This window comes from Pseudomonas koreensis (genome assembly GCF_012986595.1).
GTDB classification, from domain to species: Bacteria; Pseudomonadota; Gammaproteobacteria; order Pseudomonadales; family Pseudomonadaceae; genus Aquipseudomonas; species Aquipseudomonas koreensis.
Genome location: NZ_JAAQYM010000007.1, coordinates 248,592 through 271,630, shown reverse-complemented (window position 1 = coordinate 271,630; position 23,039 = coordinate 248,592). Strand labels below are relative to the sequence as shown.

The window sequence follows — 23,039 nt, the reverse complement described above, 5'->3', positions numbered from 1 at the left end:
TTTCAGGCGTCCGGATCAGTGGGAGAACAGCGAATTGCCCTTCTGCCCTGCCATTTTCTCCGGCTTGATCAGGAACTTCGCCAGGGCCGGCAGCAGCCACAGCGCACCGAACATGTTCCACAGCAGCATGAAGGTCAGCATCAGGCCCATGTCGGCCTGGAACTTGATCGCCGAGAAGATCCAGGTGCACACCCCAATCGCAAGGCACAGACCGGTGAACAGCACCGCTTTACCGGTGGATTTCAGGGTCTGGTAATAGGCTTCCTGCAACGGCAGCCCGGCCCGCAGGAAACTTTCCAGGCGGCTGTAGATGTAGATGCCGTAGTCCACGCCAATCCCCACGCCCAGCGCCACCACCGGCAGGGTCGCGACCTTGACGCCGATGCCCATGAACGCCATCAGTGCGTTGCCCAGCACCGAAGTCAGCACCAGCGGCAGGACGATGCACAGGGTAGCCGCCCACGAGCGGAAGGTGATCATGCACATCACCGCCACGCAGATGTACACCAGGATCAGAATGGTCAGTTCGGCCTGTTTGATCACCTCGTTGGTGGCCGCCTCGATCCCGGCGTTGCCGGCAGCGAGGATGAATTCCAGACCGTCCTTGTTGTTGGCCTTGGCGAATTCCTGCACCGCGTGCACCGCACGGTCGAGGGTTTCGGCCTTGTGATCATTGAGGAAGATCAGCACCGGCGCCAGCGAGCAGCTGTTGTTGTACAGGCCGTCGGCGCGGGCGATCGAGTTGTTCAGCACGTCCGGGTTGCGCGACAGGGTTTCCCATTTCAGGTTGCCCTCGTTCATGCCCTTGATCATCTGCTTGGACACGGTCACCAGCGAGATCGCCGACTGCACGCCCTCGGTGTTCTGCATCTTCCACATCAGCTCATCGATGGGCGCCATCGCTTCGTAGCGCGAGCAGCCTTCGGTGGCGGTCTTGACCATCACCACCAGCACGTCGGAACTGGTGGAATAGTTGTTGATGATGAAATTGTTGTCCTTGTTGTAGCGCGAGTCCGGACGCAGCTCTGGCGCGCCCTGGTCGAGGTCGCCGATCTTCAGGTTCTGGCTGTACCAGAGGCCGCCACCGAAGGCGAGCAGCGCCAGAACGATGGAAATCGGCGCGACTTTCGGGCTGGCGAAGTTCGACAGCAGGCGCCAGAACGGATGTTCGCGATTCGCGTCCTTCTTGCTCTTGGCAATCGCACGCTTGCTGATGCCGACATAGGAAATCGCCACCGGCAGCAAAATCAGGTTGGTGAACACGATCACCGCCACGCCGATGGACGCGCCGATCGCCAACTCGCGGATCACTCCGATGTCGATGATGAGCAGGGTGATGAAGCCCACCGCATCCGCGAGAATCGCGATCATCCCCGGCAGGAACAGTTGCCGGAACGTGCGCCGCGCGGCGGTCAGGGCGTTGTCCGCCTCACTCGACTGCAGGGCGATGCCGTTGATCTTCTGCACGCCGTGGGAAATGCCGATGGCGAAGATCAGGAACGGCACCAGCATCGAGTACGGATCCAGCCCGAAACCGAAGAAGTGCATCAGCCCCAGTTGCCAGACCACTGCCACCAGCGTGGTGCTCAACACCGCGATGGTGCTGCGCAGGCAGTTGGTGAACCACAGCAACAGGATCAGGGTGATGACGAACGCGATGCCGAAGAACATCACCACCATCACCAGACCGTCGATCAGGTCACCGACCTTCTTGGCGAAGCCGACGATGTGGATCTTGACGTTGGGGTTCTGCGCTTCGAACTTGTTGCGGATCTTGTCTTCCAGCTCATGGGAGAACTGGCGATAGTCCAGCGCCAGCAGCTTGCCTTGGTCCTGCGGGTCCGGGTAAGACTCCAGCAGCGGAATGTCGACGATGCTCGACTTGAAGTCGTTGGACACCAGCCGCCCGACCTGCCCCGACTTGAGGACGTTATTGCGCAGCATGTCGAGGCTGTCCGGCGAACCGTCGTAGCTCTGCGGAATCACTTCACCGCCGGCAAAGCCTTCTTCGGTCACTTCGGTCCAGCGCACGCTTGGACTCCACAGCGATTTCAGGCCCGAGCGGTCGACGCCGGAGATGTAGAACACCTCGTCGTTGATCTGGCGCAGGGTCTCCATGTATTCCTTGGAGAAGATGTCGCCGTCTTTGGCTTCCACCGATATCCGTACGGTGTTGCCAAGGTTCGCCAGATCGTTGCGGTGCTCCATCATCTTCTCGATGAACGGATGCTTGAGCGGGATCATTTTTTCGAAACTGGTGGACGGCCGGATCAGCGTCGCCTGCCAGAACAGAAAAATGCTCACCACCAGGCAGATCAGGATCACGGCCGGGCGGTTGTTGAAAATCAGACGTTCGAGAAGCGTCGCTTTTTCCTGCTGAGGAGTGATCAAGGAAGTCATAGCCCCGCCTTCTTGTTATTGATTTCGGCGCCGTTGGGCTGCGTGGTGTGAACGCCACCCTGCCCGGTCAGAATCAGGTTGCCGTCGCCCGCCGCCGTCACCGAGGACAGCGAAATGCGGTCCGGGCGGTTGAAGACGCTGAAGGTTTCGCCGTTGTCGCTGCTGCTGATCACCGAGCCGCCGTTGCCGACGATCACGATCGAGCCGTCCGCGAGCAGCGTGGCGCCGGACAGACCGAACTCCAGCGCACCGCGCGCCGCTTTGAGTTCGACCTGTTGCCAGGTGCTGCCGAAGTCGGTGGAGCGATAGAGGTTGCCGCGCAGGCCGTAGGCCAACAGGGTTTGCGCCTGGGCGGTGCCGATCACGCCGAACAGCGAGCCTTGATACGGGCCCTGGAGTTTTTCCCAGGTCAGGCCCCAGTCGGGAGAGCGGAACATGCTGCCCTGCTCGCCGACGATGAACAGCCCGGCGTCCTTGACCGCCGCGATGGCGTTGAGGTGGAACTGGTCCTGGTTGTCGAGGCGGTCGCTGACGTCCTGCCAGTTCTTGCCGCCATCGGTGGTTTCCAGCAGAGCCCCGTAAGCACCCACGGCGATGCCGTGATTGACGTCCTTGAACCAGACGTCGAGCAGCGGCGCTTCGCGTTTGAGGTCTTCGAATTGTTTGCTCCAGGTCAGGCCGCCGTCTTCGCTGGCGAGGATCTGTGCGTCGTGGCCTACGGCCCAGCCGTGCTTGTCATCGACAAAGTACACCGCCGTCAGCAGTTGCCGGGTCGGCACCTTGGCCTGGGTCCAGGTCTTGCCCTGGTCGTCGGAATAGAGAATGTGCCCGCGATCACCGACCGCCACCAACCGGGTGCCGGCGTGGACGACATCGAGTATCAGGCTTTTTGCGGCTTTGGCCGATTCGGTGGAATACACCCCGGCGGCTGGCGCTTCGGCGGCCAGCGCGGGTGCCGACAAGGCAACACAGCCCAGCAAAGTGAGTGCTGTGGCCAGCAACGCGGTGTTGCGTAACGCCGGCGGGCGGCAACGACTCATAGACCTTCCCCTATTTATTATTGTTAGGCCATTCGGCCTTAGGGCGCCGCAAGGGTGCTCGTGGTGACTGATGGGTCACAAGCATAGCCGTGAAACCCGCAGTCCAGAGCGCCTTGGGAAGCTGGCTCATCCTATCGGGCTTTGGAAACGTCTGACAATCGGCGCCACGTTATCTTTTGTTAACCAAATGCCCCCGACAAAAAACCCTGTAGGAGCTGCGGCACGCTGCGATCTCTTGATCCGGGTCTTTAAAAACAAGATCAAAAGATCGCAGCGTGCCGCAGCTCCTACATCGATATCGCGATGTGGCGGATTGATGAGGATGGCAGGTGAATACACCGCCATTCGCCGGGTCGATGGGCAAATCTTGCGTAGGGGCCTTGCACGATCGGTATTATGGTATACCATCAGACGCACAGACACTCTCAATCCCCCTACGGAGCAGCTCATGAGTTTCGAAATTCGCAAGATCGTCAGTTATGTCGAAGAAACCTTCATCGAAGGCGGCAAGGCCACTGACAAGCCGGTGACCATGGTCGGTCTGGCCGTGGTGATGAAGAACCCTTGGGTGGGCAACGGCTTCGTTGAGGATCTGAAACCGCAGATCCGCGCCAATTGCTCCGACCTCGGCGCACTGATGGTCGACCGTCTGGTGGGCATCATCGGCGGCGCCGAGAAGATCGAGGCCTACGGCAAGGCTGCAGTGGTCGGTGCCGACGGCGAGATCGAACACGCCTCGGCGGTGATCCACACCCTGCGCTTCGGCAATCACTACCGCGAAGCGGTCAAGGCCAAGAGCTACCTGAGCTTCACCAACAAGCGCGGCGGCCCGGGCACATCGATCCAGATTCCGATGATGCACAAGGACGACGAAGGCCAGCGTTCGCACTACATCACCCTGGAAATGCAGATCGAAGACGCGCCGCGTGCCGACGAAATCGTTGTGGTGCTCGGTTGCGCCGACGGTGGTCGCCTGCATCCGCGCATCGGCAACCGCTACATCGATCTGGAAGAACTGGCCGCCGAAAAAGCCCAGTAATCACAATAAAAAGGCATTGCAGGAGCGCTCCATGATTCGGCTCACCGCTGAACTCACCCCGGCTGGCACCAGTTACCTGGCGACCGGCCAAGGCCAGCCCGTGGTCTTGATCCACGGCGTGGGCCTGAACAAAGAAATGTGGGGTGGCCAGATCGTTGGCCTCGCCGGCCAGTATCGGGTGATCGCCTACGACATGCTCGGCCACGGCGCCAGCCCGCGCCCGGCCAGCGGCACCGCGCTGCTCGGGTACGCCGATCAGTTGCTGGAGCTGCTCGACCACCTGAACCTGCCCCAGGCCGCGGTGATCGGCTTCTCCATGGGCGGGCTGGTGGCGCGGGCGTTTGCCCTGCACTACCCCGAGCGCCTGCAAAGTCTGGTGGTGCTCAATAGCGTATTCAACCGCAGCGAAGAACAGCGTGCCGGCGTCATCGCCCGCACCGCGCAGGCGGCCGAACACGGCCCGGATGCCAACGCCGAAGCGGCGCTGTCACGCTGGTTCAGCCGTGAATATCAGGCGGCCAACCCGGCGCAGATCGCTGCGATTCGCCAGACCCTGGCCGGCAATGACCCGCAGGGTTATCTGACCACCTACGAATTGTTTGCCACCCAGGACATGTACCGCGCCGACGACCTCGGCAGCATTCAGGCGCCGACGCTGATCGCCACCGGCGAACTAGACCCCGGTTCAACCCCGGAAATGGCCGAGCAACTGGCCCGGCGCATCCCGGGGGCGAAGGTTGCGGTGCTGCCCGAGCAACGGCATATGATGCCGGTAGAGTCACCGCGCCTGGTCAACCAGACGCTGCTGGAATTTCTCGAATACGCACACTCCCGACAAAACCATATAAAGGGGATCGTTGCATGACACTCGCACGCTTCCAGATGTGCATCGGCGGAGAATGGGTCGACGCCCTCTCCGGCAAGACCTTCGAAAGCCTCAACCCGGCTTGCGCGCAGGCCTGGGCCGAACTGCCTGACGCCGATGAAGCCGACGTCGAACGCGCGGTGCAAGCGGCGCAGACAGCTTTCGACAGCCCGGCCTGGCGCGGCCTGACCGCCACCGCACGCGGCAAACTGCTGCGCCGTCTCGGTGACCTGATCGCGGAAAACAAGGAACAACTGGCGCAGCTGGAAAGCCGCGATAACGGCAAGCTGATCCGTGAAACACGGGGTCAGGTCGGTTATCTGCCGGAGTTCTTCCACTACACCGCAGGCCTGGCCGACAAGCTCGAAGGCGGCACCCTGCCGCTGGACAAGCCCGACCTGTTTGCCTACACCGTGCACGAAGCGATGGGTGTGGTCGCCGCGATCATTCCTTGGAACAGCCCGCTTTATCTGACCGCGATCAAACTGGCGCCGGCCCTCGCCGCCGGCAACACCATTGTGATCAAGCCGTCCGAGCACGCTTCGGCGACCATCCTTGAGCTGGCACGTCTGGCCCTTGAAGCCGGGATTCCGCCGGGTGTGGTCAACGTCGTCACCGGTTACGGCCCGAGCACCGGCGCCGCCCTCACCCGCCATCCACTGATCCGCAAGATCGCCTTCACCGGCGGCGCGGCCACGGCGCGGCATGTGGTGCGCAGCAGTGCCGAGAACTTCGCCAAGCTGTCGCTGGAATTGGGCGGCAAGTCGCCGAACATCATCTTCGCCGACGCCGATCTGGACAGCGCGATCAACGGCGCGATTGCCGGGATCTACGCGGCTTCCGGTCAGAGTTGCGTGTCGGGTTCGCGCCTGTTGGTGCAGGACGAAATCTACGACGAGTTCGTCAATCGACTGGTCGAGCGCGCCCAGCGCATCCGCATCGGCAACCCGCAGGAAGACCACAGCGAAATGGGCCCGATGGCCACCGCGCAGCAACTGGCAGTGGTCGAAGGGCTGGTCGCCGACGCCATCGCTGAAGGCGCGCGGTTGCGTACTGGCGGCAAGCGCCCGGCGGATCTTGGCGACGGCTGGTTCTACGAGCCGACGCTGTTCGAGTGCGACCGCAACTCGATGAAGATCATGCAGGAAGAAGTCTTCGGCCCGGTGGCTTCAGTGATTCGCTTTAAAGATGAAGCCGAGGCGCTGGCGATTGCCAACGACTCGCAGTTCGGCCTCGCCGCCGGCATCTGGACCCGCGATCTGGGCCGCGCCCATCGCCTGGCGCGCGATGTGCGCTCGGGGATCATCTGGGTCAACACCTACCGCGCAGTGTCGGCGATGGCGCCGATCGGCGGCTTCAAGAACAGTGGCTATGGACGCGAAAGCGGCATCGATTCGGTGCTGGCCTACACCGAACTGAAAACGGTGTGGATCAATCTCTCTCAGGCCCCCATGCCTGATCCGTTTGTGATGCGCTAGGAGTCCTGCGACATGATCGAACCCGGCATTTACAAAGATGTGATGAGCTCGTTTCCGTCTGGCGTCACGGTGGTCACCACCCTCGACCCGGACGGCGGCATCGTCGGCATCACCGCCAGCGCTTTCAGCGCGCTGTCGATTGACCCGGCACTGGTGCTGTTCTGCCCCAACTACGCCTCGGACACCTACCCGGTGCTGCGCGACAGCAAGAAGTTCGCGATCCACTTGCTGTCCGCCGACCAGACGGCTGAGGCCTACGCCTTCGCCGGTAAAGGCAAGGACAAGGCCAAAGACATCGAATGGCATTTAAGCGAACTCGGCAACCCGATCCTCGCCAAGGCCACGGCGATCATCGAGTGTGAGTTGTGGCGGGAATACGACGGTGGTGATCACGCGATCATTGTTGGCGCGGTGAAGCACCTGATCCTGCCCGAACAGCCAGTGACGCCGATGATTTATCACAAGGGCAAGTTGGGGCCGTTGCCGACATTGACCTGATGGATACACACAATCCCCTGTAGGAGCTGCCGCAGGCTACGATCTTTTTGACTTTGATTTTCAAGAGCAAGATCAAAAGATCGCAGCCTTCGGCAGCTCCTACACAAGAGATCTGTAGTGGCAGGAGGAACCATGAGTAACGAAAAGTACGAAAAAGGCCTGAAGATCCGCACCCAGGTGCTGGGCGAAGGCTACGTGCAACGTTCGATAGAGAACGCCGACGACTTCACCCGTCCGCTGCAGGAAATGGTCACTGAATACTGCTGGGGCCATGTCTGGGGGCGTGAGGGTTTGTCGCTCAAAGAGCGCAGCATGATCAACCTGGCAATGATCTCGGCGCTCAACCGTCCGCATGAACTCAAGCTGCATGTGCGCGGCGCCTTGCGTAACGGCCTGAGTCGTGAGCAAATACGCGAAATTCTGCTTCAGGTCGGTATTTATTGCGGCGTCCCGGCAGCCGTGGACAGTTTCCGGCTCGCCCGTGAAGCCTTCGCCGAAGCCGACGCCGAGGCCTCCAGTTAACCCCTCGGCTGTTTTGATGCCCGTCTGGCATGGACAGCCACAGTAAAGAGCGGACCCCATGAAACGCCAGCCACTCGACGACAGCTTCAAGGTCAATCGCAACCCCGTTACCCTGCGCGAAATCGTGCTGGATAAACTGCGTAGCGCGATCATGAATTTCCAGCTCATGCCAGGGGATCGTCTGGTCGAGCGCGATCTGTGCGATCGCCTGGGTGTCAGCCGCACGTCGGTGCGCGAAGCCTTGCGTCACCTCGAATCCGAAGGCCTGGTCGAGTTCGCTGACGCCAAGGGCCCGCGCGTGGCGATCATCACCCTCGCCGACGCGGTCGACATCTATGAGCTGCGTTGCGTGCTCGAAGGCCTGATCGTCCAGTTGTTCACCCTGCGCGCCAAAGCCAAGGACATCAAGGCCCTGGAAAAAGCCCTCGACGAGAACCGCAAGGCGCTCAAGGACGGCGAACTGCAACAGGTGATCGACTCGGTGCAGGGCTTCTACGACGTGTTGCTTGAAGGCTCGGGCAACCATGTGGCGGCCACACAACTGCGCCAACTGCAGGCGCGCATCAGCTATCTGCGCGCGACCTCGGTGTCCCAGGAAAACCGTCGCGGCGCGAGTAACCACGAAATGGAAAAAATGGTCGAGGCGATCAAGAGCGGTGATCCGCTGGCGGCGCATCAGGCCTGTGTCGACCACGTGCGCGCCGCAGCCGCCGTGGCCCTCGATTACCTCAAGCGCAAACAGGAAGAGACCGGCGCCACGCCGAACATCACCCTGCCCATCGCGCTGAAAGAACCGCGTATAGGTCACTGAGATGTTCAGCCCGAGCTTTTGCCCGAAATGCGGCGGCCCTGACCTCGGTCAGCAGGTGCCGCCGGGCGATACGCACGAGCGCCTGATGTGCCGCGGCTGCGGCTACATCCACTACGTCAATCCGAAGATCATCGCCGGCTGCATCATCGAGCAGGATGGCAAATACCTCTTGTGCCAACGGGCGATCCCACCGCGCCCGGGCACCTGGACGCTGCCGGCCGGCTTCATGGAAAGCGGCGAGACCACCGAGCAGGCGGCGCTGCGCGAAGTCTGGGAAGAAAGCGGCGTGCGTGCGGAAATCGTCTCGCCGTACTCGATTTTCAGCGTGCCGAAGATCAGCGAGGTGTACATCATCTTCCGCGCCATCGCGCTGGAGATCACCGGGCAATATGGCCCCGAGACCCTGGACTACAAGTTCTTCGCCCCTGAAGACATCCCGTGGGAGCAGATCTATTACCCGGCGATCCGGCAGATCCTCGAGCGTTATATCGAGGAGCGCCAGGCCGGGGTGTATGGGATTTACATGGGCAATGACGATAGCGGCAAGATCCACTTTATCCGCTGAATCCCCCTGACATTGCCTGACACTCGCCCTGTAGGAGCTGCCGCAGGCTGCGATCTTTTCATCTTGATTTTAAAAAACAGGATCAAAAGATCGCAGCCTGCGGCAGCTCCTACAGGGGTGTGGTGGTGTTGCCTAGATTGGGGCGATGCCCTCGACGATGATGATCTCCGCCCTCGCCCATTCCTCGCGATACCGTTTCGCTTCCTGATACGCCGCCGAGTGGTAGCACGCCAGTGCCTGCTCGTAGCTCTCGAACTCGATCACCACGCTACGCTGAGGTGTAGCCCTGCCCTCCAGCGCCTCGCTGCGCCCGCCTCTGGCCAGAAACTTCGCGCCAAACTCGGCGAACGCCTTCGGCGCGCGCTGGGTGTATTGGCTGTAGTGCTCGGCATCCGCGACATCCACGTGGGCAATCCAGTACGCCTTCATAGTGACCTCTTTGTTGAATTTGTATTATGGTATACCAATATTATTTCCAACAAACCCTGAGAGTCCAGCATGGCCTTCAACAGCATCGAAGAAATCATCGAAGATTATCGCCTCGGCAAAATGGTCCTGCTGGTCGATGACGAAGATCGGGAAAACGAAGGCGACCTGCTGCTGGCCGCCGACTGCTGCACGCCCGAGGCGATCAGCTTCATGGCCCGTGAGGCGCGCGGGCTGATCTGCCTGACGCTGACCGATGAACACTGCCAACGCCTGGGCCTGGAGCAGATGGTGCCGAGCAATGGCAGCGTGTTCAGCACCGCGTTCACCGTATCGATCGAAGCGGCCGTCGGCGTGACCACCGGCATCTCTGCCGCTGACCGCGCGCGTACGGTCGCGGCCGCCGTGGCCAAAGACGCCCGCGCCGAAGACCTGGTGCAGCCCGGCCATATCTTCCCGCTGCGCGCCAAGGAAGGCGGCGTGCTGACCCGCGCCGGCCACACCGAAGCCGGTTGCGACCTGGCACGCCTCGCCGGTTTCACCCCGGCCTCGGTGATCGTCGAGGTGATGAACGACAACGGCACCATGGCCCGCCGCCCGGACCTGGAAGTCTTCGCGCGCAAGCACGGGATCAAGATCGGCACCATCGCCGACCTGATCCACTATCGCCTGAGCACCGAGCACACCATCGAACGCATTGGCGAACGTGAACTGCCGACGGTGCACGGCACGTTCCGCTTGATCACCTTTGAGGACCGCATCGAGGGCGGTGTGCACATGGCGATGGTCATGGGCGATCTGCGCCGCGAAGCACCGACACTGGTGCGCGTGCATGTGATCGATCCGCTGCGCGATCTGGTCGGCGCCGAGTACAGCGGGCCAAGCAACTGGACGCTGTGGGCAGCACTGCAGCGGGTCGCGGCTGAGGGTCATGGGGTGGTGGTGGTGCTGGCTAATCACGAGTCATCGCAGGCGTTGCTGGAGCGCGTGCCGCAACTGACCCAGCCGCCGCGGCAGTTCAGTCGCTCGCAATCGCGGATCTATTCGGAGGTGGGCACCGGGGCGCAGATTCTGCAGAACCTGGGGGTGGGCAAGCTGCGCCATCTTGGGCCGCCGCTGAAGTATGCGGGGTTGACCGGGTATGACCTGGAAGTGGTCGAGAGCATCCCCTTCACCGAATAACCCACGGACATTGCTGATCCTCTGTGGCGAGGGAGCTTGCTCCCGCTGGACTGCGCAGCAGGCCCAGGCTCTTTAAAAAAAGCGAGGGCCGCTTCGCAACCAGGCGGGAGCAAGCTCCCTCGCCACAATTTCTCATCTATCGAAAATCCTTTAGCGGTCAAAAAACAGATTCGCCAGATAACCGGTAAGGCAAAGTGCTTGCACAAAGTTTGGAATACCATAATATGATATTCCATAGACCGGACGACCTGAAAAACCGTCCAGCTACTGCTCCCGACAGGCGGGCAACAACGCAAGCCCGCTCAAAAACACAACAATGAGGGCGTAAAAATGGTGTTGAACAAAGCTGCAACCGCAATCCTTTTTGCGGGACTGCTGAGCGTGACCGGCCAGGCTGCAATGGCCGCCGAAAGCGTGAACTTCGTCAGCTGGGGCGGTAGCACCCAGGATGCGCAGAAACAGGCCTGGGCCGATCCGTTCAGCAAGGCCAGCGGCATCACCGTGGTGCAGGACGGTCCGACCGACTACGGCAAACTCAAAGCCATGGTCGAAAGCGGCAACGTGCAGTGGGATGTGGTCGATGTCGAAGCCGACTTCGCCCTGCGCGCCGCGGCTGAAGGCCTGCTCGAACCCCTCGATTTCAAAGTCATCCAGCGCGACAAGATCGACCCGCGCTTCGTCAGCGACTACGGCGTCGGCTCGTTCTTCTTCTCCTTCGTCCTTGGCTACAACGAGGGCAAGCTCGGCGCTGCTAAGCCGCAAGACTGGACGGCACTGTTCGACACCAAGACCTACCCCGGCAAACGCGCCCTGTACAAATGGCCAAGTCCCGGCGTGCTCGAACTGGCGCTGCTGGCCGACGGCGTAGCGGCCGACAAGCTCTATCCGCTGGACCTCGATCGCGCCTTCAAGAAACTCGACACCATCAAGAAAGACATCGTCTGGTGGGGCGGCGGTGCTCAGTCGCAGCAACTGCTGGCCTCTGGTGAAGCGAGCATGGGCCAGTTCTGGAACGGCCGCATTCACGCCCTGCAGGAAGACGGCGCGCCGGTGGGCGTGAGCTGGAAGCAGAACCTGGTCATGGCCGACATTCTGGTGATCCCGAAAGGTTCGAAAAACAAGGACGCGGCGATGAAGTTTCTGGCCAACGCCAGCAGTGCCAAAGGCCAGGCCGACTTCTCCAATCTGACCGCCTACGCCCCGGTCAACGTCGACAGCGTGGCGCGCCTGGACTCGGTGCTGGCCCCGAACCTGCCGACTGCCTACGCTAAGGATCAGATCACTCTTGATTTCGCGTACTGGGCCAAGAACGGTCAAGCCATCGCGACACGGTGGAACGAATGGCTGGTCAAATGAAAATGGCGGCCACTGCGTCCCGTCCCTCCACTGCCACCGGGAGCGCCGCGAGCGCTGCCGGCCCGGCTCTCGGCAAGGCCAGTGCAATGGCGCAAGCCCCGTCCTTCAAACAACGCTGGCGTGGCGCCGGCAACCTGCTGCCGGCGCTGCTGTTCCTCGGCCTGTTCTTTCTGGCGCCGTTGATTGGCCTGCTGTTGCGCGGCGTGCTGGAACCTGTGCCTGGCCTTGGCAACTATGAACAACTGTTCGCCAACTCGGCGTATGCGCGAGTGCTGCTCAACACCTTTTCGGTGGCCGGGCTGGTGACTGTTTTCAGCCTGTTGCTGGGCTTTCCGCTGGCCTGGGCGATCACCTTGGTGCCGCGTGGCTGGGGGCGCTGGATCCTCAACATCGTCTTGCTGTCGATGTGGACCAGCCTGCTCGCCCGCACCTATTCGTGGCTGGTGCTGCTGCAAGCCTCGGGGGTGATCAACAAGGCCTTGATGGCGCTGGGCATCATCGATCAGCCGCTGGAAATGGTGCACAACCTGACCGGCGTGGTGATTGGCATGAGCTACATCATGATCCCGTTCATCGTGCTGCCGTTGCAGGCGACCATGCAGGCCATCGACCCGATGATCCTGCAGGCCGGCTCGATTTGCGGCGCCAGCCCGTGGACCAACTTCTTCCGGGTGTTCCTGCCGCTGTGCCGGCCGGGTCTGGCATCCGGCGGGTTGATGGTGTTCGTGATGTCGCTCGGTTACTACGTCACCCCGGCGCTGCTCGGCGGGGCGCAGAACATGATGCTGCCGGAGTTCATCATTCAGCAGGTGCAATCGTTCCTCAACTGGGGCCTGGCCAGTGCCGGCGCCGCGTTGCTGATCGCGATCACCCTGGTGCTGTTCTACTTCTACCTGAAGCTTCAACCGGACTCCCCGGTTGGCGCCAGCAACGCGAGGTAAGCCGAGATGCTCCTGACTCCCAATGCCATGAGCCGGCGGATGCGCTTCGGCCTCTACGCCACCACCGGGCTGATCGGTCTGTTCCTGCTGTTGCCGATCGTGTTCATCGTCCTGCTGTCGTTCGGTTCGTCGCAATGGCTGGTGTTCCCACCGCCGGGCTGGACGCTGAAATGGTACGGCCAGTTTTTCTCCAATCCCGACTGGATGAACGCTGCAGCGGCCAGCCTCAAGGTTGCCGTGCTGACCACGATCTGCGCCGTGGCCCTGGGTCTGCCGACCGCGTTCGCGCTGGTGCGCGGACGTTTTCCCGGGCGGGAAATGCTCTACGGCCTGTTCACCCTGCCGATGATCGTGCCGTTGGTGATCATCGCCGTGGCGGTGTACGCGCTGTTTCTCAAGCTCGGCTACACCGGGACGATGTTTGCGTTCGTGGTCAGCCATGTGATCGTCGCACTGCCATTCACCATTATCTCGATCATCAACTCGCTGAAGCTGTTCGATCAGTCGATTGAAGACGCGGCGGTGATCTGCGGCGCCTCGCGCCTGCAAGCGGTGTTCAAGGTGACCTTCCCGGCGATCCGTCCGGGCATGGTCGCCGGCGCCCTCTTCGCCTTTCTGGTTTCGTGGGACGAAGTGGTGCTCAGCGTGATGATGGCCAGCCCGACCCTGCAAACCCTTCCCGTAAAAATGTGGACCACCCTGCGCCAGGACCTGACCCCGGTGATCGCCGTCGCTTCGACGCTGCTGATCGGCCTGTCGGTGTTGGTCATGGTGATCGCCGCCGCACTGCGCCGGCGCAACGAAATCAGCGCCTGAGCGCCCAGGAGTACGACATGAGTGCCGTGATCAAAGACGCATCCCAGCAGAACGACAAACCCCTGGTCAGCCTGCGCAACCTGAACAAGCATTACGGCGACTTTGCCGCCGTCGACAACATCTCGCTGGATATCAAGGACGGCGAGTTCCTGACCTTCCTCGGCTCCAGCGGCTCGGGCAAAAGCACCACGCTGTCGATGCTCGCCGGGTTCGAAACGCCGAGCAGCGGCGAGATCCTGGTCAACGGCCAGTCACTGGTCAACGTGCCGCCGCACAAGCGCGACATCGGCATGGTGTTCCAGCGCTACTCGCTGTTCCCGCATCTGTCGGTGCGCGACAACATCGCCTTCCCGCTGGCGATCCGCAAACTCGCCGCCGCCGAACGTGACAAGCGTGTCGACGCGATGCTGAAACTGGTGCAGCTCGAACAGTTCGCCCATCGCCGCCCTTCGCAACTCTCTGGTGGCCAACAGCAACGGGTCGCCATTGCCCGGGCGCTGGTCTACGAGCCGCGCATTCTGCTGATGGACGAACCGCTGGGTGCGCTGGATAAAAAACTGCGTGAAGACTTGCAGGACGAACTGCGCCAGCTGCATCGGCGCCTGGGCATCACCATCGTCTACGTGACCCACGATCAGGAAGAAGCCATGCGTTTGTCACAACGCATCGCGATTTTCAGTCACGGCAAGATTGTCGGCCTGGGCAGCGGATATGACCTGTACCAGAACCCGCCGAATGCGTTTGTCGCGTCGTTCCTCGGCAACTCGAACTTCCTCAAGCTCAAGGTCCAGGGCAACGCGGCGGCGAGTTTCGAGGGGCAGTCGCTGTCGATTCGACTGACCGCCGGGTTGCACACCGATCAGGATCTGCTGCTGATGGTGCGCCCGGAGAAAGCGTTGGCGCTCAGCGTGCAGCAGGCGACCGATGAGCCGTTGGCGGCCGGTTGGAATGAGGTGTCGGCGCAGGTCGTGGAAGTGCTGTTTCTCGGTGAGAGCCAGACTTGCAGCGTGGTTACCTCGGGGGGGACGTCGATGACGGTGAAGGCGCTGTCGGCGGCGGGCATGCCGCTCAAGGCCGGGGATTCGGTGCGCGTGCGCTGGGCCACGGCGGATGCTTGCGTGTATACCGAGTGGACCGACAGCGACCTCAACAAAGCGGCCGGCGCCCACTGATATATCCCAGGCAACACGTCCCCTGTAGGAGTGAGCCTGCTCGCGATAGCGTTTTCACAGTCAACGCCATGTTGTCTGGCGCACCGCTATCGCGAGCAGGCTCACTCCTACAATTGGATCGCGTATTACCCTCAGGTCACTCCAGCGTCGGACTGTGGTGGTGCTCAGACGATGGCCGCGAACCCTTCAACTTCATCCGGCCACGCCGTCAGAATCTCAAACCCCGTCTCCGTCACCGCCACCATGTGCTCCCACTGCGCCGACAACGAGCCATCCTTGGTCAGCACGGTCCAGCCGTCAGGCATGTTCTTCACATGGCGCTTGCCGGCATTGAGCATCGGTTCAACGGTGAAGATCATCCCCGCCTTGAGCTTCATGCCCTGATTCGGAAAACCGTAGTGCAAAATCTGCGGTTCATCGTGGTAGACCTTGCCGATGCCATGCCCGCAGTACTCGCGCACCACGCTGAAGCCTTCCTTCTCCGCCAGACTCTGGATCGCATGGCCGATATCGCCCAAGGTCGCGCCCGGGCGCACCACGCGAATGCCGGCGCACATCGCCTCGTAAGTGGTCTTGATCAGATGCTGCGCCTCAGGCGTTGCCTCACCGACCACGTACATGCGGCTGGTGTCGCCGAACCAGCCGTCCTTGATCACCGCGATGTCGAGGTTGAGGATGTCGCCGTCTTTCAGTGGTGTGCCCGAGGGAATGCCGTGGCACACCACATCGTTGACCGAGGCGCAGACGGTTTTCGGGAAGCCGTGGTAACCGACGTTGGCCGGAATAGCTTTCTGCACGTTGACGATGTAGTCGTTGCACAACCGATCCAGCTCATCGGTGGTCACCCCAGCCTTGACGTGCGGCACCAGCATCGCCAGCACTTCAGCGGCGAGTTTGCCGGCAGCGCGCGACTGGGCGATCTCGGCGGGGGTGTTGATCTTGATCTGGTTTCTCATGCGCTGACGGCTTCCTGAGTCAGTTGATGCAGATCCAGCCCGCCGTTCTGTTCGGCGCGGATCAGCAAGCGGCAAATGGCGCTGTGGTCGAGGTTGGGGTGCAGTTCGGCGAGCATGCCGATGCGCATCCAGTGCTCGGCCTGCGCGTTGATCGAGCGGCTGAGTGCATTGCTGGAGATGCGCAGGTTCTCGTGCATGTCCTCTGAAATCTTTACGATGCCCATATGCGAATCCGATACGAAGTGTATATGTACCGTATATTAGCCAAGCGACGCCCACGATTGCAAACCTTGCGCACGAATTGCCAAATCGCAGGCAAAAAAAAGCTGCCAAAAGAGGCAGCAAAAACTTTAAGAACACGCGATGTATTGGGCTCAGCATAGGCGCCGGATAATGACAGTGTCATGACAGCCGCACATTCATTGAACCGCCCCTGCCCCGTCATCAGGATGTCATCAAGTCAGCGGCAGAATCCTCGCAAACCGTCTTGAGCCTTCGACGGATGCGTTAAGGATTGCCATGAAAGAAGACGCCTCGCTGTTTGCCGCCATCGATCTGGGTTCGAATGCGTTTCGCATGATGATCGGCCAGTCGGTTCGCAGCCGAAAGGGCTTCATGATTCAGGAGGTCAAAACCCTGCGTGAACCGGTGCGGCTGGCCGAGGGCTTGGACGGTGGCGCGCTGGATACGATGGCCCTGGATCGCGGCTGGCAGGCGCTGGCACGCTTCGGCAAAAAACTGCGCGGGTTTGAAGCCGGTCGGGTTCGTGCGGTGGCGACCAGCGCCGTGCGCGAGGCCGACAATGCGCAGTTGTTTCTCGCTGGGGCGGAGCGGCATCTGGGCTTTCCGATTGACGTCATTTGCGGCCATGAAGAGGCGCGCCTGGTGTACGCCGGCGTCGCCCACACCCTGCCAAGCGCCGAAGACCTGCGACTGGTGGTCGACATCGGCGGCGGCTCCACCGAGCTGATTCTCGGCCAGGGCGCGCAACCGCTGCTCACCGAAAGCATCGCCATCGGCAGCGGCACCCTGGGCGCACGCTATTTCCCCGACGGGCGCATCGCTCCCGGTGCGCTGCAGGAAGCCGAGCGTGTCACCATCCTGCAATTCGAAAAAGTCGCCCGCCGCTACCGCGCGCAGGGCTGGCAGCAGACCATTGGCTCGTCAGGCACCGCGCGGATGCTGGCGAAAGTGCTCAAGGCCAATCGTTTGAACGACTTCGGCCAGGACGGCATTACCTATGGCGGACTGTTGCGCCTGTCGCTCCTGCTGCTGAAAGTGAAGAACGTTCAGCAGTTGAAGCTGGCCGGCTTGCAGCCGCATCGCCAGAGCATCCTCCCGGGCGGGCTGGTGCTGATGCTGGCGGCGTTCAAGGTGTTCGGCATTTCGCAGATGGCGCCGTCGGAACCGGGGCTGCGCCTGGGTGTGTTGCACGGTTTGATGAGCCGTCACTGAGCCCCTGCAAAACCCTGTCGTGGGCGCGAGCCTGTTCGCGAAAGCGGTGAATCAGAAAAATATCATTCGACTGACACTCTGCCTTCGCGAGCAGGCTCGCTCCCATGGGGGTGTTTAGCGCGTTACGCCAGTTCTTTGCGCAACTGCCGGGCAGCGTTGACCATGTGCACCAGCGCCGCCTCGGTCTCCGGCCAGCCACGGGTTTTCAAACCGCAATCCGGGTTGACCCACAACCGCTCCGGCGGAATCCGCTGGGCGGCCTTGCGCAACAGGTTGGCCATCTCCGAAGTCTCCGGCACTCGCGGCGAGTGGATGTCGTAGACGCCCGGGCCGATCTCGTTCGGGTAGGCGAAGGCTTCGAAGGCGTCGAGCAGTTCCATGTCCGAGCGCGAGGTTTCGATGGTGATCACGTCGGCATCCATCGCCGCGATGGATTCGATCACATCGTTGAACTCGCTGTAGCACATGTGGGTGTGGATCTGCGTTTCGTCACGCACACCCGACGCGCACAGGCGAAACACTTCGGTGGCCCAGTCCAGATAGTGCTGCCACTGCGCCCGGCGCAACGGCAGGCCTTCGCGGAACGCCGCTTCATCGATCTGCACGATCTTGATCCCGGCAGCTTCCAGATCCACCACTTCATCGCGAATCGCCAGCGCCAGCTGTCGCGCCTGCACTTCACGGGACACGTCTTCGCGGGGGAACGACCACATCAGCATGGTCACCGGTCCCGTCAGCATGCCTTTGATGACCTTGTCGGTCAGGCCCTGAGCATAGCGAATCCAGTCCACGGTCATGGCTCTCGGCCGGCTCAGGTCGCCGAAGATCACCGCTGGCTTCACGCAGCGCGAACCGTAGCTCTGCACCCAGCCGAAACGGGTGAACACGTAGCCATCCAGTTGCTCGGCAAAGTACTCGACCATGTCGTTGCGCTCGGCTTCCCCGTGCACCAGCACATCGAGGCCCAGTTGCTCCTGGATTTCCACGGCGTGACGGATCTCGCTGTACATCGCTTCGGTGTATTCGGCCTCGCTCAGCCTGCCTTGCTTGAATGACTGGCGCGCCAGACGAATCGACGCGGTCTGCGGAAACGAACCGATGGTGGTGGTCGGAAACAGCGGCAGATCGAGGCCGGCGCGCTGTTTGCCGATGCGTTGGCTGAATGGCGATTGGCGCTGACTGTCCTGCGCTGTAATGGCCGCCACACGGGCCTGAACCGCCGGTTTGTGGATGCGTGGCGAGGCGGCGCGACTGGTCTGCACCGAACGACTCTGAGCCAAGGCCCGCAGCACTTTCGGCGCTTCCGGTTGATTCACGGCCTGGGCCAGCAGCGCCACTTCCTCGCACTTCTGCACAGCGAAGGCCAGCCAGCTTTTCAGCTCGGCATCGAGCTGGTCTTCGCGGCTCAGATCCACCGGGCTGTGCAGCAGCGAGCACGAAGGCGCGACCCACAGCCGATCACCCAGGCGTTCATGCGCATGCTGCAACGTCGCCAGCGCGTTTTCCAGATCGCAGCGCCAGACGTTGCGGCCGTTGACCACACCCAGCGACAGCACTTTGTAGGCCGGCAAGCGATCAAGGATGGTCGGGTACTGTTCCGCTGCGCGCACCAGATCGATGTGCAATCCGTCGACCGGCAGATTGGCGGCCAGACCGAGGTTTTCTTCCAGACCACCGAAGTAAGTGGCGAGCAGTTTTTTCAGCGGGTCGCGCTGGATCTGGTTGTAGGCACGCTCGAAAGCGTTCTTCCAGTCCTGTGGCAGATCCAGCACCAGAATCGGCTCGTCGATCTGCACCCACTCCACACCAAGGGCGGCAAGCCGCGCGAAGATTTGCCCGTACAGCGGCAACAGGCGATCGAGCAATTCCAGCTTGTCGAACTCGGCGCCTTTGGCTTTGCCCAGCCACAGGTACGTCAGCGGGCCGAGCACCACCGGTTTGACGGTGTGCCCCAGGGCGCGGGCCTCTTCGACTTCTTCGAAGAGCTGTTCCCAGCCGAGCTGAAACTGTTGATCAACGCTGAATTCCGGGACCAGATAGTGGTAGTTGGTGTCGAACCATTTGGTCATTTCCTGAGCGTGGGCACCGCCGCAGCAGCTGTCGCTGACACCCCGGGCCATGCCGAACAGGGTCTGCAGGGTGGCTTTGCCGTCGTGCGGACGGAAGCGCTCGGGGATCACCCCGAACATCAGCGAGTGGGTCAGCACCTGGTCGTACCAGGCAAAGTCCCCCACCGGCAGCAGCTCGATCCCGGCATTCTTCTGCAACGCCCAGTGGGCCTTGCGCAGCTCACGACCCACCTCACGCAGGCCGGCCTCGTTCAGTTCTCCTTTCCAGAACGCCTCTTGCGCTTTTTTCAGTTCGCGGTCGCGACCGATGCGCGGAAATCCGAGGGAATGGGCCAGTGCCATGACAAACACTCCAATGTCTTGTTGATGGCGGCCATTGTCGAGATCAAGCATCAGTGAGACAAACTCATTTTAATCTTGATGATCACGAGTTTCCCTCATGATCAGGTGTTCACTGCATGTAGCGTTAAAACGCGGTTTGCCCTGCAGGATATTCATCCGTAGATCAAGCTATCGGTGAAGGTTACGACGCCCTTTGAATACTCAATGGCGCCTTGATGTAAACCCCCTGAAACCAAGCCTTTGCAGGCTTTGATTCTGTTCTATGGTTAGATCGAAATCGCTGTATCAGCGGCCGACTAAAGGTTGCGACAGATCATGTCTGAGCCTATGTTGCACGCGAGCTTTTCCCCGCGAATGGAACGCGATCAACACCACTACAAGAGGTGAAGAAATGTCAAAGGATTCACGCCCTGCCGTACTTGGGCTGATCGGCAATACGCCGCTGGTACAAGTTACCCGCTTCGATACCGGCCTCTGCACACTGTTTCTCAAACTGGAATCACAAAACCCTGGCGGTTCGATCAAGGACCGCGTCGGTCTGGCGATGATTGATGCCGCTGAACGCGATGGGCGCCTGCAACCGGGTGGCACCATCGTCGAAGCCACTGCCGGCAACACCGGCCTCGGTCTGGCCCTGGTTGGCCGTGCCAAAGGCTACCGCGTGGTGCTGGTAGTCCCGGACAAAATGTCCACCGAGAAAGTCCTGCACTTGAAAGCCATGGGCGCCGAAGTGCACATCACCCGCTCGGATGTCGGCAAGGGCCACCCCGAGTATTACCAGGACGTGGCTGCACGACTGGCAAAAGACATTCCCGGCGCGTTCTTCGCCGACCAGTTCAACAACCCCGCCAACCCGCTGGCACACGAGTGCAGCACCGCGCCGGAGATCTGGGCGCAGACCGAACATGATCTGGACGCGATCGTGGTCGGTGTCGGTTCCTCCGGCACCCTGACCGGCCTCAGCCGTTTCTTCAAACGCGTACAACCGGATCTGGAAATGGTCCTCGCCGACCCGGTGGGTTCGGTGATGGCTCAGTACAGCCGCGACGGCACGATGCCGACGCCCGGTTCGTGGGCGGTGGAAGGCATCGGCGAAGATTTCATTCCGTCGATCACCGACCTCACCAGCGTGCGCCACGCCTACTCGATCAGCGATGAAGAAAGCTTCGACCACGCGCGCCAGTTGCTGCGCGCCGAAGGCATTCTCGGTGGCTCGTCGACCGGCACCCTGCTCGCTGCCGCGCTGCGTTATTGCCGTGAACAGACCGAGCCGAAACGCGTGGTGAGTTTTGTCTGCGACACCGGCACGCGCTATCTGTCGAAGGTCTACAACGACCAATGGATGACCGATCAAGGCCTGTTGCAGCGCAAGGGCTACGGCGACCTGCGTGACCTGATCGCCCGGCGTTTCGAAGACGGCCGCGTGATCAGCGTTGGCCCCGACGACACCCTGCTGACCGCGTTCCAGCGCATGCGCCTGGCGGACGTTTCGCAGCTGCCGGTGCTGGTTGAAGGCAAGCAACTGGTTGGCGTCATCGACGAATCCGACATTCTGCTGGCGGTGCACGAAGACGCCGCACGCTTCAGTCAATCGGTTTCCAGCGTGATGACCGACAAACTGCAAACCCTCGCGCCCGGCGCCAACCTCGCCGAGCTGGAATCGGTGCTCAGTCGCGGCCTCGTGGCGATCATCGCCGACGCCTCGGGCTTCCATGGCCTGATCACCCGCACCGACATGCTCAACCAATTACGGAGATCCCTCGCATGAGTCAGCACGACAAGCATTCCCAAGGCTTCGCGACCCGGGTGATCCACGCCGGGCAGGAGCCTGATCCAACCACCGGCGCGCTGATGCCGCCGATCTACGCCAACTCGACGTACCTGCAGGACAGCCCCGGCGTGCACAAGGGCTTCGACTACGGACGTTCGCACAACCCGACGCGCTTCGCTCTGGAGCGCTGCGTGGCGGATCTGGAAGGTGGCACCCGGGCGTTCGCTTTCGCTTCCGGGCTGGCAACGATTTCCACCGTGCTCGAACTGATCGATGCCGGATCGCACGTGATCTCCGGCAACGACCTGTACGGCGGCACCTTCCGCCTGTTCGACAAGGTGCGCCAGCGCAGTGCCGGGCATCGTTTCAGCTACGTCGATCTGACTGACTTGTCGGCGTTCGAAGCGGCGCTGCAGGACGACACACGCCTAGTCATTGTCGAGTCGCCGACCAACCCGCTGCTGAGCCTGTCGGATCTGGCTGCCATCGCCCGTATCTGCCGTGCGCGCGGGATCATCAGCGTCGCCGACAACACTTTCGCCAGCCCGTATATCCAGCGCCCGCTGGAGCTGGGTTTCGACATCGTGCTGCACTCGACCACCAAGTATCTCAACGGTCACTCCGATGTGATCGGCGGTATCGCGGTGGTTGGGCAGAACCCTGAACTGGCGGAAAAACTCGGCTTTTTGCAAAACGCGGTCGGCGCGATTTCCGGCCCGTTCGATGCGTTCCTGACCCTGCGCGGGGTGAAAACCCTGGCGCTGCGCATGGAGCGTCATTGCAGCAACGCGCTGGAACTGGCCAAGTGGCTGGAGCAACAGCCGCAGGTCAAACGCGTCTACTACCCAGGCCTGCCGTCGCACCCGCAGCATGAGTTGGCCAAGCGGCAGATGCACGGTTTCGGCGGGATGATTTCCGTGGACTTGAACAGCGATCTGGATGGCGCACGGCGCTTTCTGGAAAACGTGAAGATCTTTGCCCTGGCCGAAAGCCTGGGCGGCGTCGAAAGCCTGATCGAGCACCCGGCGATCATGACCCACGCGACCATTCCACCCGAGACCCGCGCCAAACTGGGCATCGGCGATGGCCTGGTGCGTCTGTCGGTGGGTGTCGAAGATCTCGAAGACCTGCGCGCCGATCTGGCGTACGCGCTGACGAAAATCTGACCCTGCAACAACGACAAAGCCCGCAGCAATGCGGGCTTTGGTATTCGAGTAGGCGGCCAGTGCTGGTCTCTGGCTTACAAGGTTTATCGGGCCTCTCACAGTACAAAAGCAACCATGGAAAAAGAGCGGTGCTCTGCTGCCTCACACGGCGTAAGGGCTGGATCTCAGC

General features: G+C 61.5%; 21 protein-coding genes. 15 read left to right on the top strand and 6 right to left on the bottom strand.

Going from position 1 to position 23,039, the window contains the following annotated elements; genetic code table 11:
• Window positions 1-15: 15 nt before the first annotated feature.
• Window positions 16-2,400 carry an efflux RND transporter permease subunit gene (locus HBN98_RS22410; RefSeq protein WP_083368867.1) on the bottom strand — a complete coding sequence of 795 codons (2,385 nt, stop codon included), beginning with the start codon at window positions 2,398-2,400 and terminating at the stop codon, window positions 16-18.
• On the bottom strand, window positions 2,397-3,440 hold the full coding sequence (locus tag HBN98_RS22405; RefSeq protein WP_083368866.1) for a WD40/YVTN/BNR-like repeat-containing protein: 1,044 nt from the start codon (window positions 3,438-3,440) through the stop codon (window positions 2,397-2,399). Before HBN98_RS22405 ends, HBN98_RS22410 begins: the two co-directional genes overlap by 4 nt.
• 448 nt (window positions 3,441-3,888) lie before the next feature.
• Between HBN98_RS22405 and HBN98_RS22400 the strand changes: the two genes are divergently transcribed.
• The 7 genes from HBN98_RS22400 to HBN98_RS22370 all read left to right on the top strand — a co-directional run bounded on the left by HBN98_RS22400 (window position 3,889) and on the right by HBN98_RS22370 (window position 9,218).
• The gene (locus HBN98_RS22400) at window positions 3,889-4,479 is read left to right on the top strand and encodes an amino acid synthesis family protein (protein WP_083368865.1); all 591 of its coding nucleotides are present in this window, start codon (window positions 3,889-3,891) and stop codon (window positions 4,477-4,479) included.
• 31 nt (window positions 4,480-4,510) lie between these two features.
• Window positions 4,511-5,344, top strand: a complete 834-nt coding sequence (locus tag HBN98_RS22395) for an alpha/beta fold hydrolase (RefSeq protein WP_064587877.1) — start codon at window positions 4,511-4,513, stop codon at window positions 5,342-5,344.
• Window positions 5,341-6,822: an aldehyde dehydrogenase gene (locus HBN98_RS22390; protein WP_083368864.1), complete on the top strand. Its 1,482-nt coding sequence runs from the start codon at window positions 5,341-5,343 to the stop codon at window positions 6,820-6,822. Before HBN98_RS22395 ends, HBN98_RS22390 begins: the two co-directional genes overlap by 4 nt.
• A gap of 12 nt (window positions 6,823-6,834) precedes the next feature.
• Complete coding sequence (locus HBN98_RS22385; RefSeq protein WP_064587879.1) at window positions 6,835-7,320, top strand: flavin reductase family protein; 486 nt, start codon at window positions 6,835-6,837, stop codon at window positions 7,318-7,320.
• A 132-nt stretch (window positions 7,321-7,452) separates the two neighbouring features.
• The gene (locus tag HBN98_RS22380; RefSeq protein WP_083368863.1) at window positions 7,453-7,842 is read left to right on the top strand and encodes a carboxymuconolactone decarboxylase family protein; all 390 of its coding nucleotides are present in this window, start codon (window positions 7,453-7,455) and stop codon (window positions 7,840-7,842) included.
• A 58-nt stretch (window positions 7,843-7,900) separates the two neighbouring features.
• A complete protein-coding gene (locus tag HBN98_RS22375) occupies window positions 7,901-8,653 on the top strand; it encodes a GntR family transcriptional regulator (RefSeq protein WP_007968636.1) in 753 nt (250 codons plus the stop codon).
• 1 nt (window position 8,654) lies between these two features.
• The gene (locus tag HBN98_RS22370; RefSeq protein WP_041062549.1) at window positions 8,655-9,218 is read left to right on the top strand and encodes an NUDIX hydrolase; all 564 of its coding nucleotides are present in this window, start codon (window positions 8,655-8,657) and stop codon (window positions 9,216-9,218) included.
• A 132-nt stretch (window positions 9,219-9,350) separates the two neighbouring features.
• On the opposite strand, the gene HBN98_RS22365 is transcribed toward HBN98_RS22370, so the two are convergent.
• Window positions 9,351-9,647: a DUF1330 domain-containing protein gene (locus HBN98_RS22365; RefSeq protein WP_083368862.1), complete on the bottom strand. Its 297-nt coding sequence runs from the start codon at window positions 9,645-9,647 to the stop codon at window positions 9,351-9,353.
• Window positions 9,648-9,716: 69 nt separating this feature from the next.
• Here HBN98_RS22365 and ribBA point away from each other — a divergent pair, with 69 nt between their 5' ends.
• From ribBA to HBN98_RS22340, 5 genes are all read left to right on the top strand, one after another.
• Window positions 9,717-10,826: a bifunctional 3,4-dihydroxy-2-butanone-4-phosphate synthase/GTP cyclohydrolase II gene (gene ribBA / locus HBN98_RS22360; protein WP_083368861.1), complete on the top strand. Its 1,110-nt coding sequence runs from the start codon at window positions 9,717-9,719 to the stop codon at window positions 10,824-10,826.
• 330 nt (window positions 10,827-11,156) lie between these two features.
• Window positions 11,157-12,182: an ABC transporter substrate-binding protein gene (locus tag HBN98_RS22355; RefSeq protein ID WP_083368860.1), complete on the top strand. Its 1,026-nt coding sequence runs from the start codon at window positions 11,157-11,159 to the stop codon at window positions 12,180-12,182.
• Window positions 12,179-13,123: an ABC transporter permease gene (locus tag HBN98_RS22350; protein ID WP_064587883.1), complete on the top strand. Its 945-nt coding sequence runs from the start codon at window positions 12,179-12,181 to the stop codon at window positions 13,121-13,123. The genes HBN98_RS22355 and HBN98_RS22350 overlap by 4 nt, the downstream gene beginning before the upstream one ends.
• Window positions 13,124-13,129: 6 nt before the next feature.
• Window positions 13,130-13,939: an ABC transporter permease gene (locus tag HBN98_RS22345; RefSeq protein WP_007918021.1), complete on the top strand. Its 810-nt coding sequence runs from the start codon at window positions 13,130-13,132 to the stop codon at window positions 13,937-13,939.
• Between the two features lie 17 nt (window positions 13,940-13,956).
• A complete protein-coding gene (locus HBN98_RS22340) occupies window positions 13,957-15,111 on the top strand; it encodes an ABC transporter ATP-binding protein (RefSeq protein ID WP_064587884.1) in 1,155 nt (384 codons plus the stop codon).
• Window positions 15,112-15,275: 164 nt separating this feature from the next.
• On the opposite strand, the gene map is transcribed toward HBN98_RS22340, so the two are convergent.
• The gene (gene map / locus HBN98_RS22335) at window positions 15,276-16,067 is read right to left on the bottom strand and encodes a type I methionyl aminopeptidase (protein WP_083368859.1); all 792 of its coding nucleotides are present in this window, start codon (window positions 16,065-16,067) and stop codon (window positions 15,276-15,278) included.
• A complete protein-coding gene (locus HBN98_RS22330; protein WP_003225727.1) occupies window positions 16,064-16,291 on the bottom strand; it encodes a ParD-like family protein in 228 nt (75 codons plus the stop codon). The genes map and HBN98_RS22330 overlap by 4 nt, the downstream gene beginning before the upstream one ends.
• Before the next feature lie 295 nt (window positions 16,292-16,586).
• Between HBN98_RS22330 and HBN98_RS22325 the strand changes: the two genes are divergently transcribed.
• Window positions 16,587-17,522: a Ppx/GppA family phosphatase gene (locus HBN98_RS22325; protein WP_083368858.1), complete on the top strand. Its 936-nt coding sequence runs from the start codon at window positions 16,587-16,589 to the stop codon at window positions 17,520-17,522.
• A gap of 122 nt (window positions 17,523-17,644) precedes the next feature.
• Here the strand turns inward: HBN98_RS22325 and metE are convergent, their stop codons facing one another.
• Window positions 17,645-19,933, bottom strand: a complete 2,289-nt coding sequence (metE, locus tag HBN98_RS22320) for a 5-methyltetrahydropteroyltriglutamate--homocysteine S-methyltransferase (RefSeq protein WP_083369431.1) — start codon at window positions 19,931-19,933, stop codon at window positions 17,645-17,647.
• Between the two features lie 391 nt (window positions 19,934-20,324).
• Between metE and HBN98_RS22315 the strand changes: the two genes are divergently transcribed.
• The gene (locus tag HBN98_RS22315; protein WP_083368857.1) at window positions 20,325-21,701 is read left to right on the top strand and encodes a pyridoxal-phosphate dependent enzyme; all 1,377 of its coding nucleotides are present in this window, start codon (window positions 20,325-20,327) and stop codon (window positions 21,699-21,701) included.
• A complete protein-coding gene (locus HBN98_RS22310) occupies window positions 21,698-22,870 on the top strand; it encodes a cystathionine gamma-synthase (protein WP_083368856.1) in 1,173 nt (390 codons plus the stop codon). Before HBN98_RS22315 ends, HBN98_RS22310 begins: the two co-directional genes overlap by 4 nt.
• Window positions 22,871-23,039 lie beyond the last annotated feature (169 nt).

Coding starts and splice junctions, on each gene's coding strand:
- HBN98_RS22410 (WP_083368867.1), bottom strand. CDS start 2,400: ATGACTTCCTTGATCACTCCTCAGCAGGAAAAAGCGACGCTTCTCGAA.
- HBN98_RS22405 (WP_083368866.1), bottom strand. CDS start 3,440: ATGAGTCGTTGCCGCCCGCCGGCGTTACGCAACACCGCGTTGCTGGCC.
- HBN98_RS22400 (WP_083368865.1), top strand. CDS start 3,889: ATGAGTTTCGAAATTCGCAAGATCGTCAGTTATGTCGAAGAAACCTTC.
- HBN98_RS22395 (WP_064587877.1), top strand. CDS start 4,511: ATGATTCGGCTCACCGCTGAACTCACCCCGGCTGGCACCAGTTACCTG.
- HBN98_RS22390 (WP_083368864.1), top strand. CDS start 5,341: ATGACACTCGCACGCTTCCAGATGTGCATCGGCGGAGAATGGGTCGAC.
- HBN98_RS22385 (WP_064587879.1), top strand. CDS start 6,835: ATGATCGAACCCGGCATTTACAAAGATGTGATGAGCTCGTTTCCGTCT.
- HBN98_RS22380 (WP_083368863.1), top strand. CDS start 7,453: ATGAGTAACGAAAAGTACGAAAAAGGCCTGAAGATCCGCACCCAGGTG.
- HBN98_RS22375 (WP_007968636.1), top strand. CDS start 7,901: ATGAAACGCCAGCCACTCGACGACAGCTTCAAGGTCAATCGCAACCCC.
- HBN98_RS22370 (WP_041062549.1), top strand. CDS start 8,655: ATGTTCAGCCCGAGCTTTTGCCCGAAATGCGGCGGCCCTGACCTCGGT.
- HBN98_RS22365 (WP_083368862.1), bottom strand. CDS start 9,647: ATGAAGGCGTACTGGATTGCCCACGTGGATGTCGCGGATGCCGAGCAC.
- ribBA (WP_083368861.1), top strand. CDS start 9,717: ATGGCCTTCAACAGCATCGAAGAAATCATCGAAGATTATCGCCTCGGC.
- HBN98_RS22355 (WP_083368860.1), top strand. CDS start 11,157: ATGGTGTTGAACAAAGCTGCAACCGCAATCCTTTTTGCGGGACTGCTG.
- HBN98_RS22350 (WP_064587883.1), top strand. CDS start 12,179: ATGAAAATGGCGGCCACTGCGTCCCGTCCCTCCACTGCCACCGGGAGC.
- HBN98_RS22345 (WP_007918021.1), top strand. CDS start 13,130: ATGCTCCTGACTCCCAATGCCATGAGCCGGCGGATGCGCTTCGGCCTC.
- HBN98_RS22340 (WP_064587884.1), top strand. CDS start 13,957: ATGAGTGCCGTGATCAAAGACGCATCCCAGCAGAACGACAAACCCCTG.
- map (WP_083368859.1), bottom strand. CDS start 16,067: ATGAGAAACCAGATCAAGATCAACACCCCCGCCGAGATCGCCCAGTCG.
- HBN98_RS22330 (WP_003225727.1), bottom strand. CDS start 16,291: ATGGGCATCGTAAAGATTTCAGAGGACATGCACGAGAACCTGCGCATC.
- HBN98_RS22325 (WP_083368858.1), top strand. CDS start 16,587: ATGAAAGAAGACGCCTCGCTGTTTGCCGCCATCGATCTGGGTTCGAAT.
- metE (WP_083369431.1), bottom strand. CDS start 19,933: ATGGCACTGGCCCATTCCCTCGGATTTCCGCGCATCGGTCGCGACCGC.
- HBN98_RS22315 (WP_083368857.1), top strand. CDS start 20,325: ATGTCAAAGGATTCACGCCCTGCCGTACTTGGGCTGATCGGCAATACG.
- HBN98_RS22310 (WP_083368856.1), top strand. CDS start 21,698: ATGAGTCAGCACGACAAGCATTCCCAAGGCTTCGCGACCCGGGTGATC.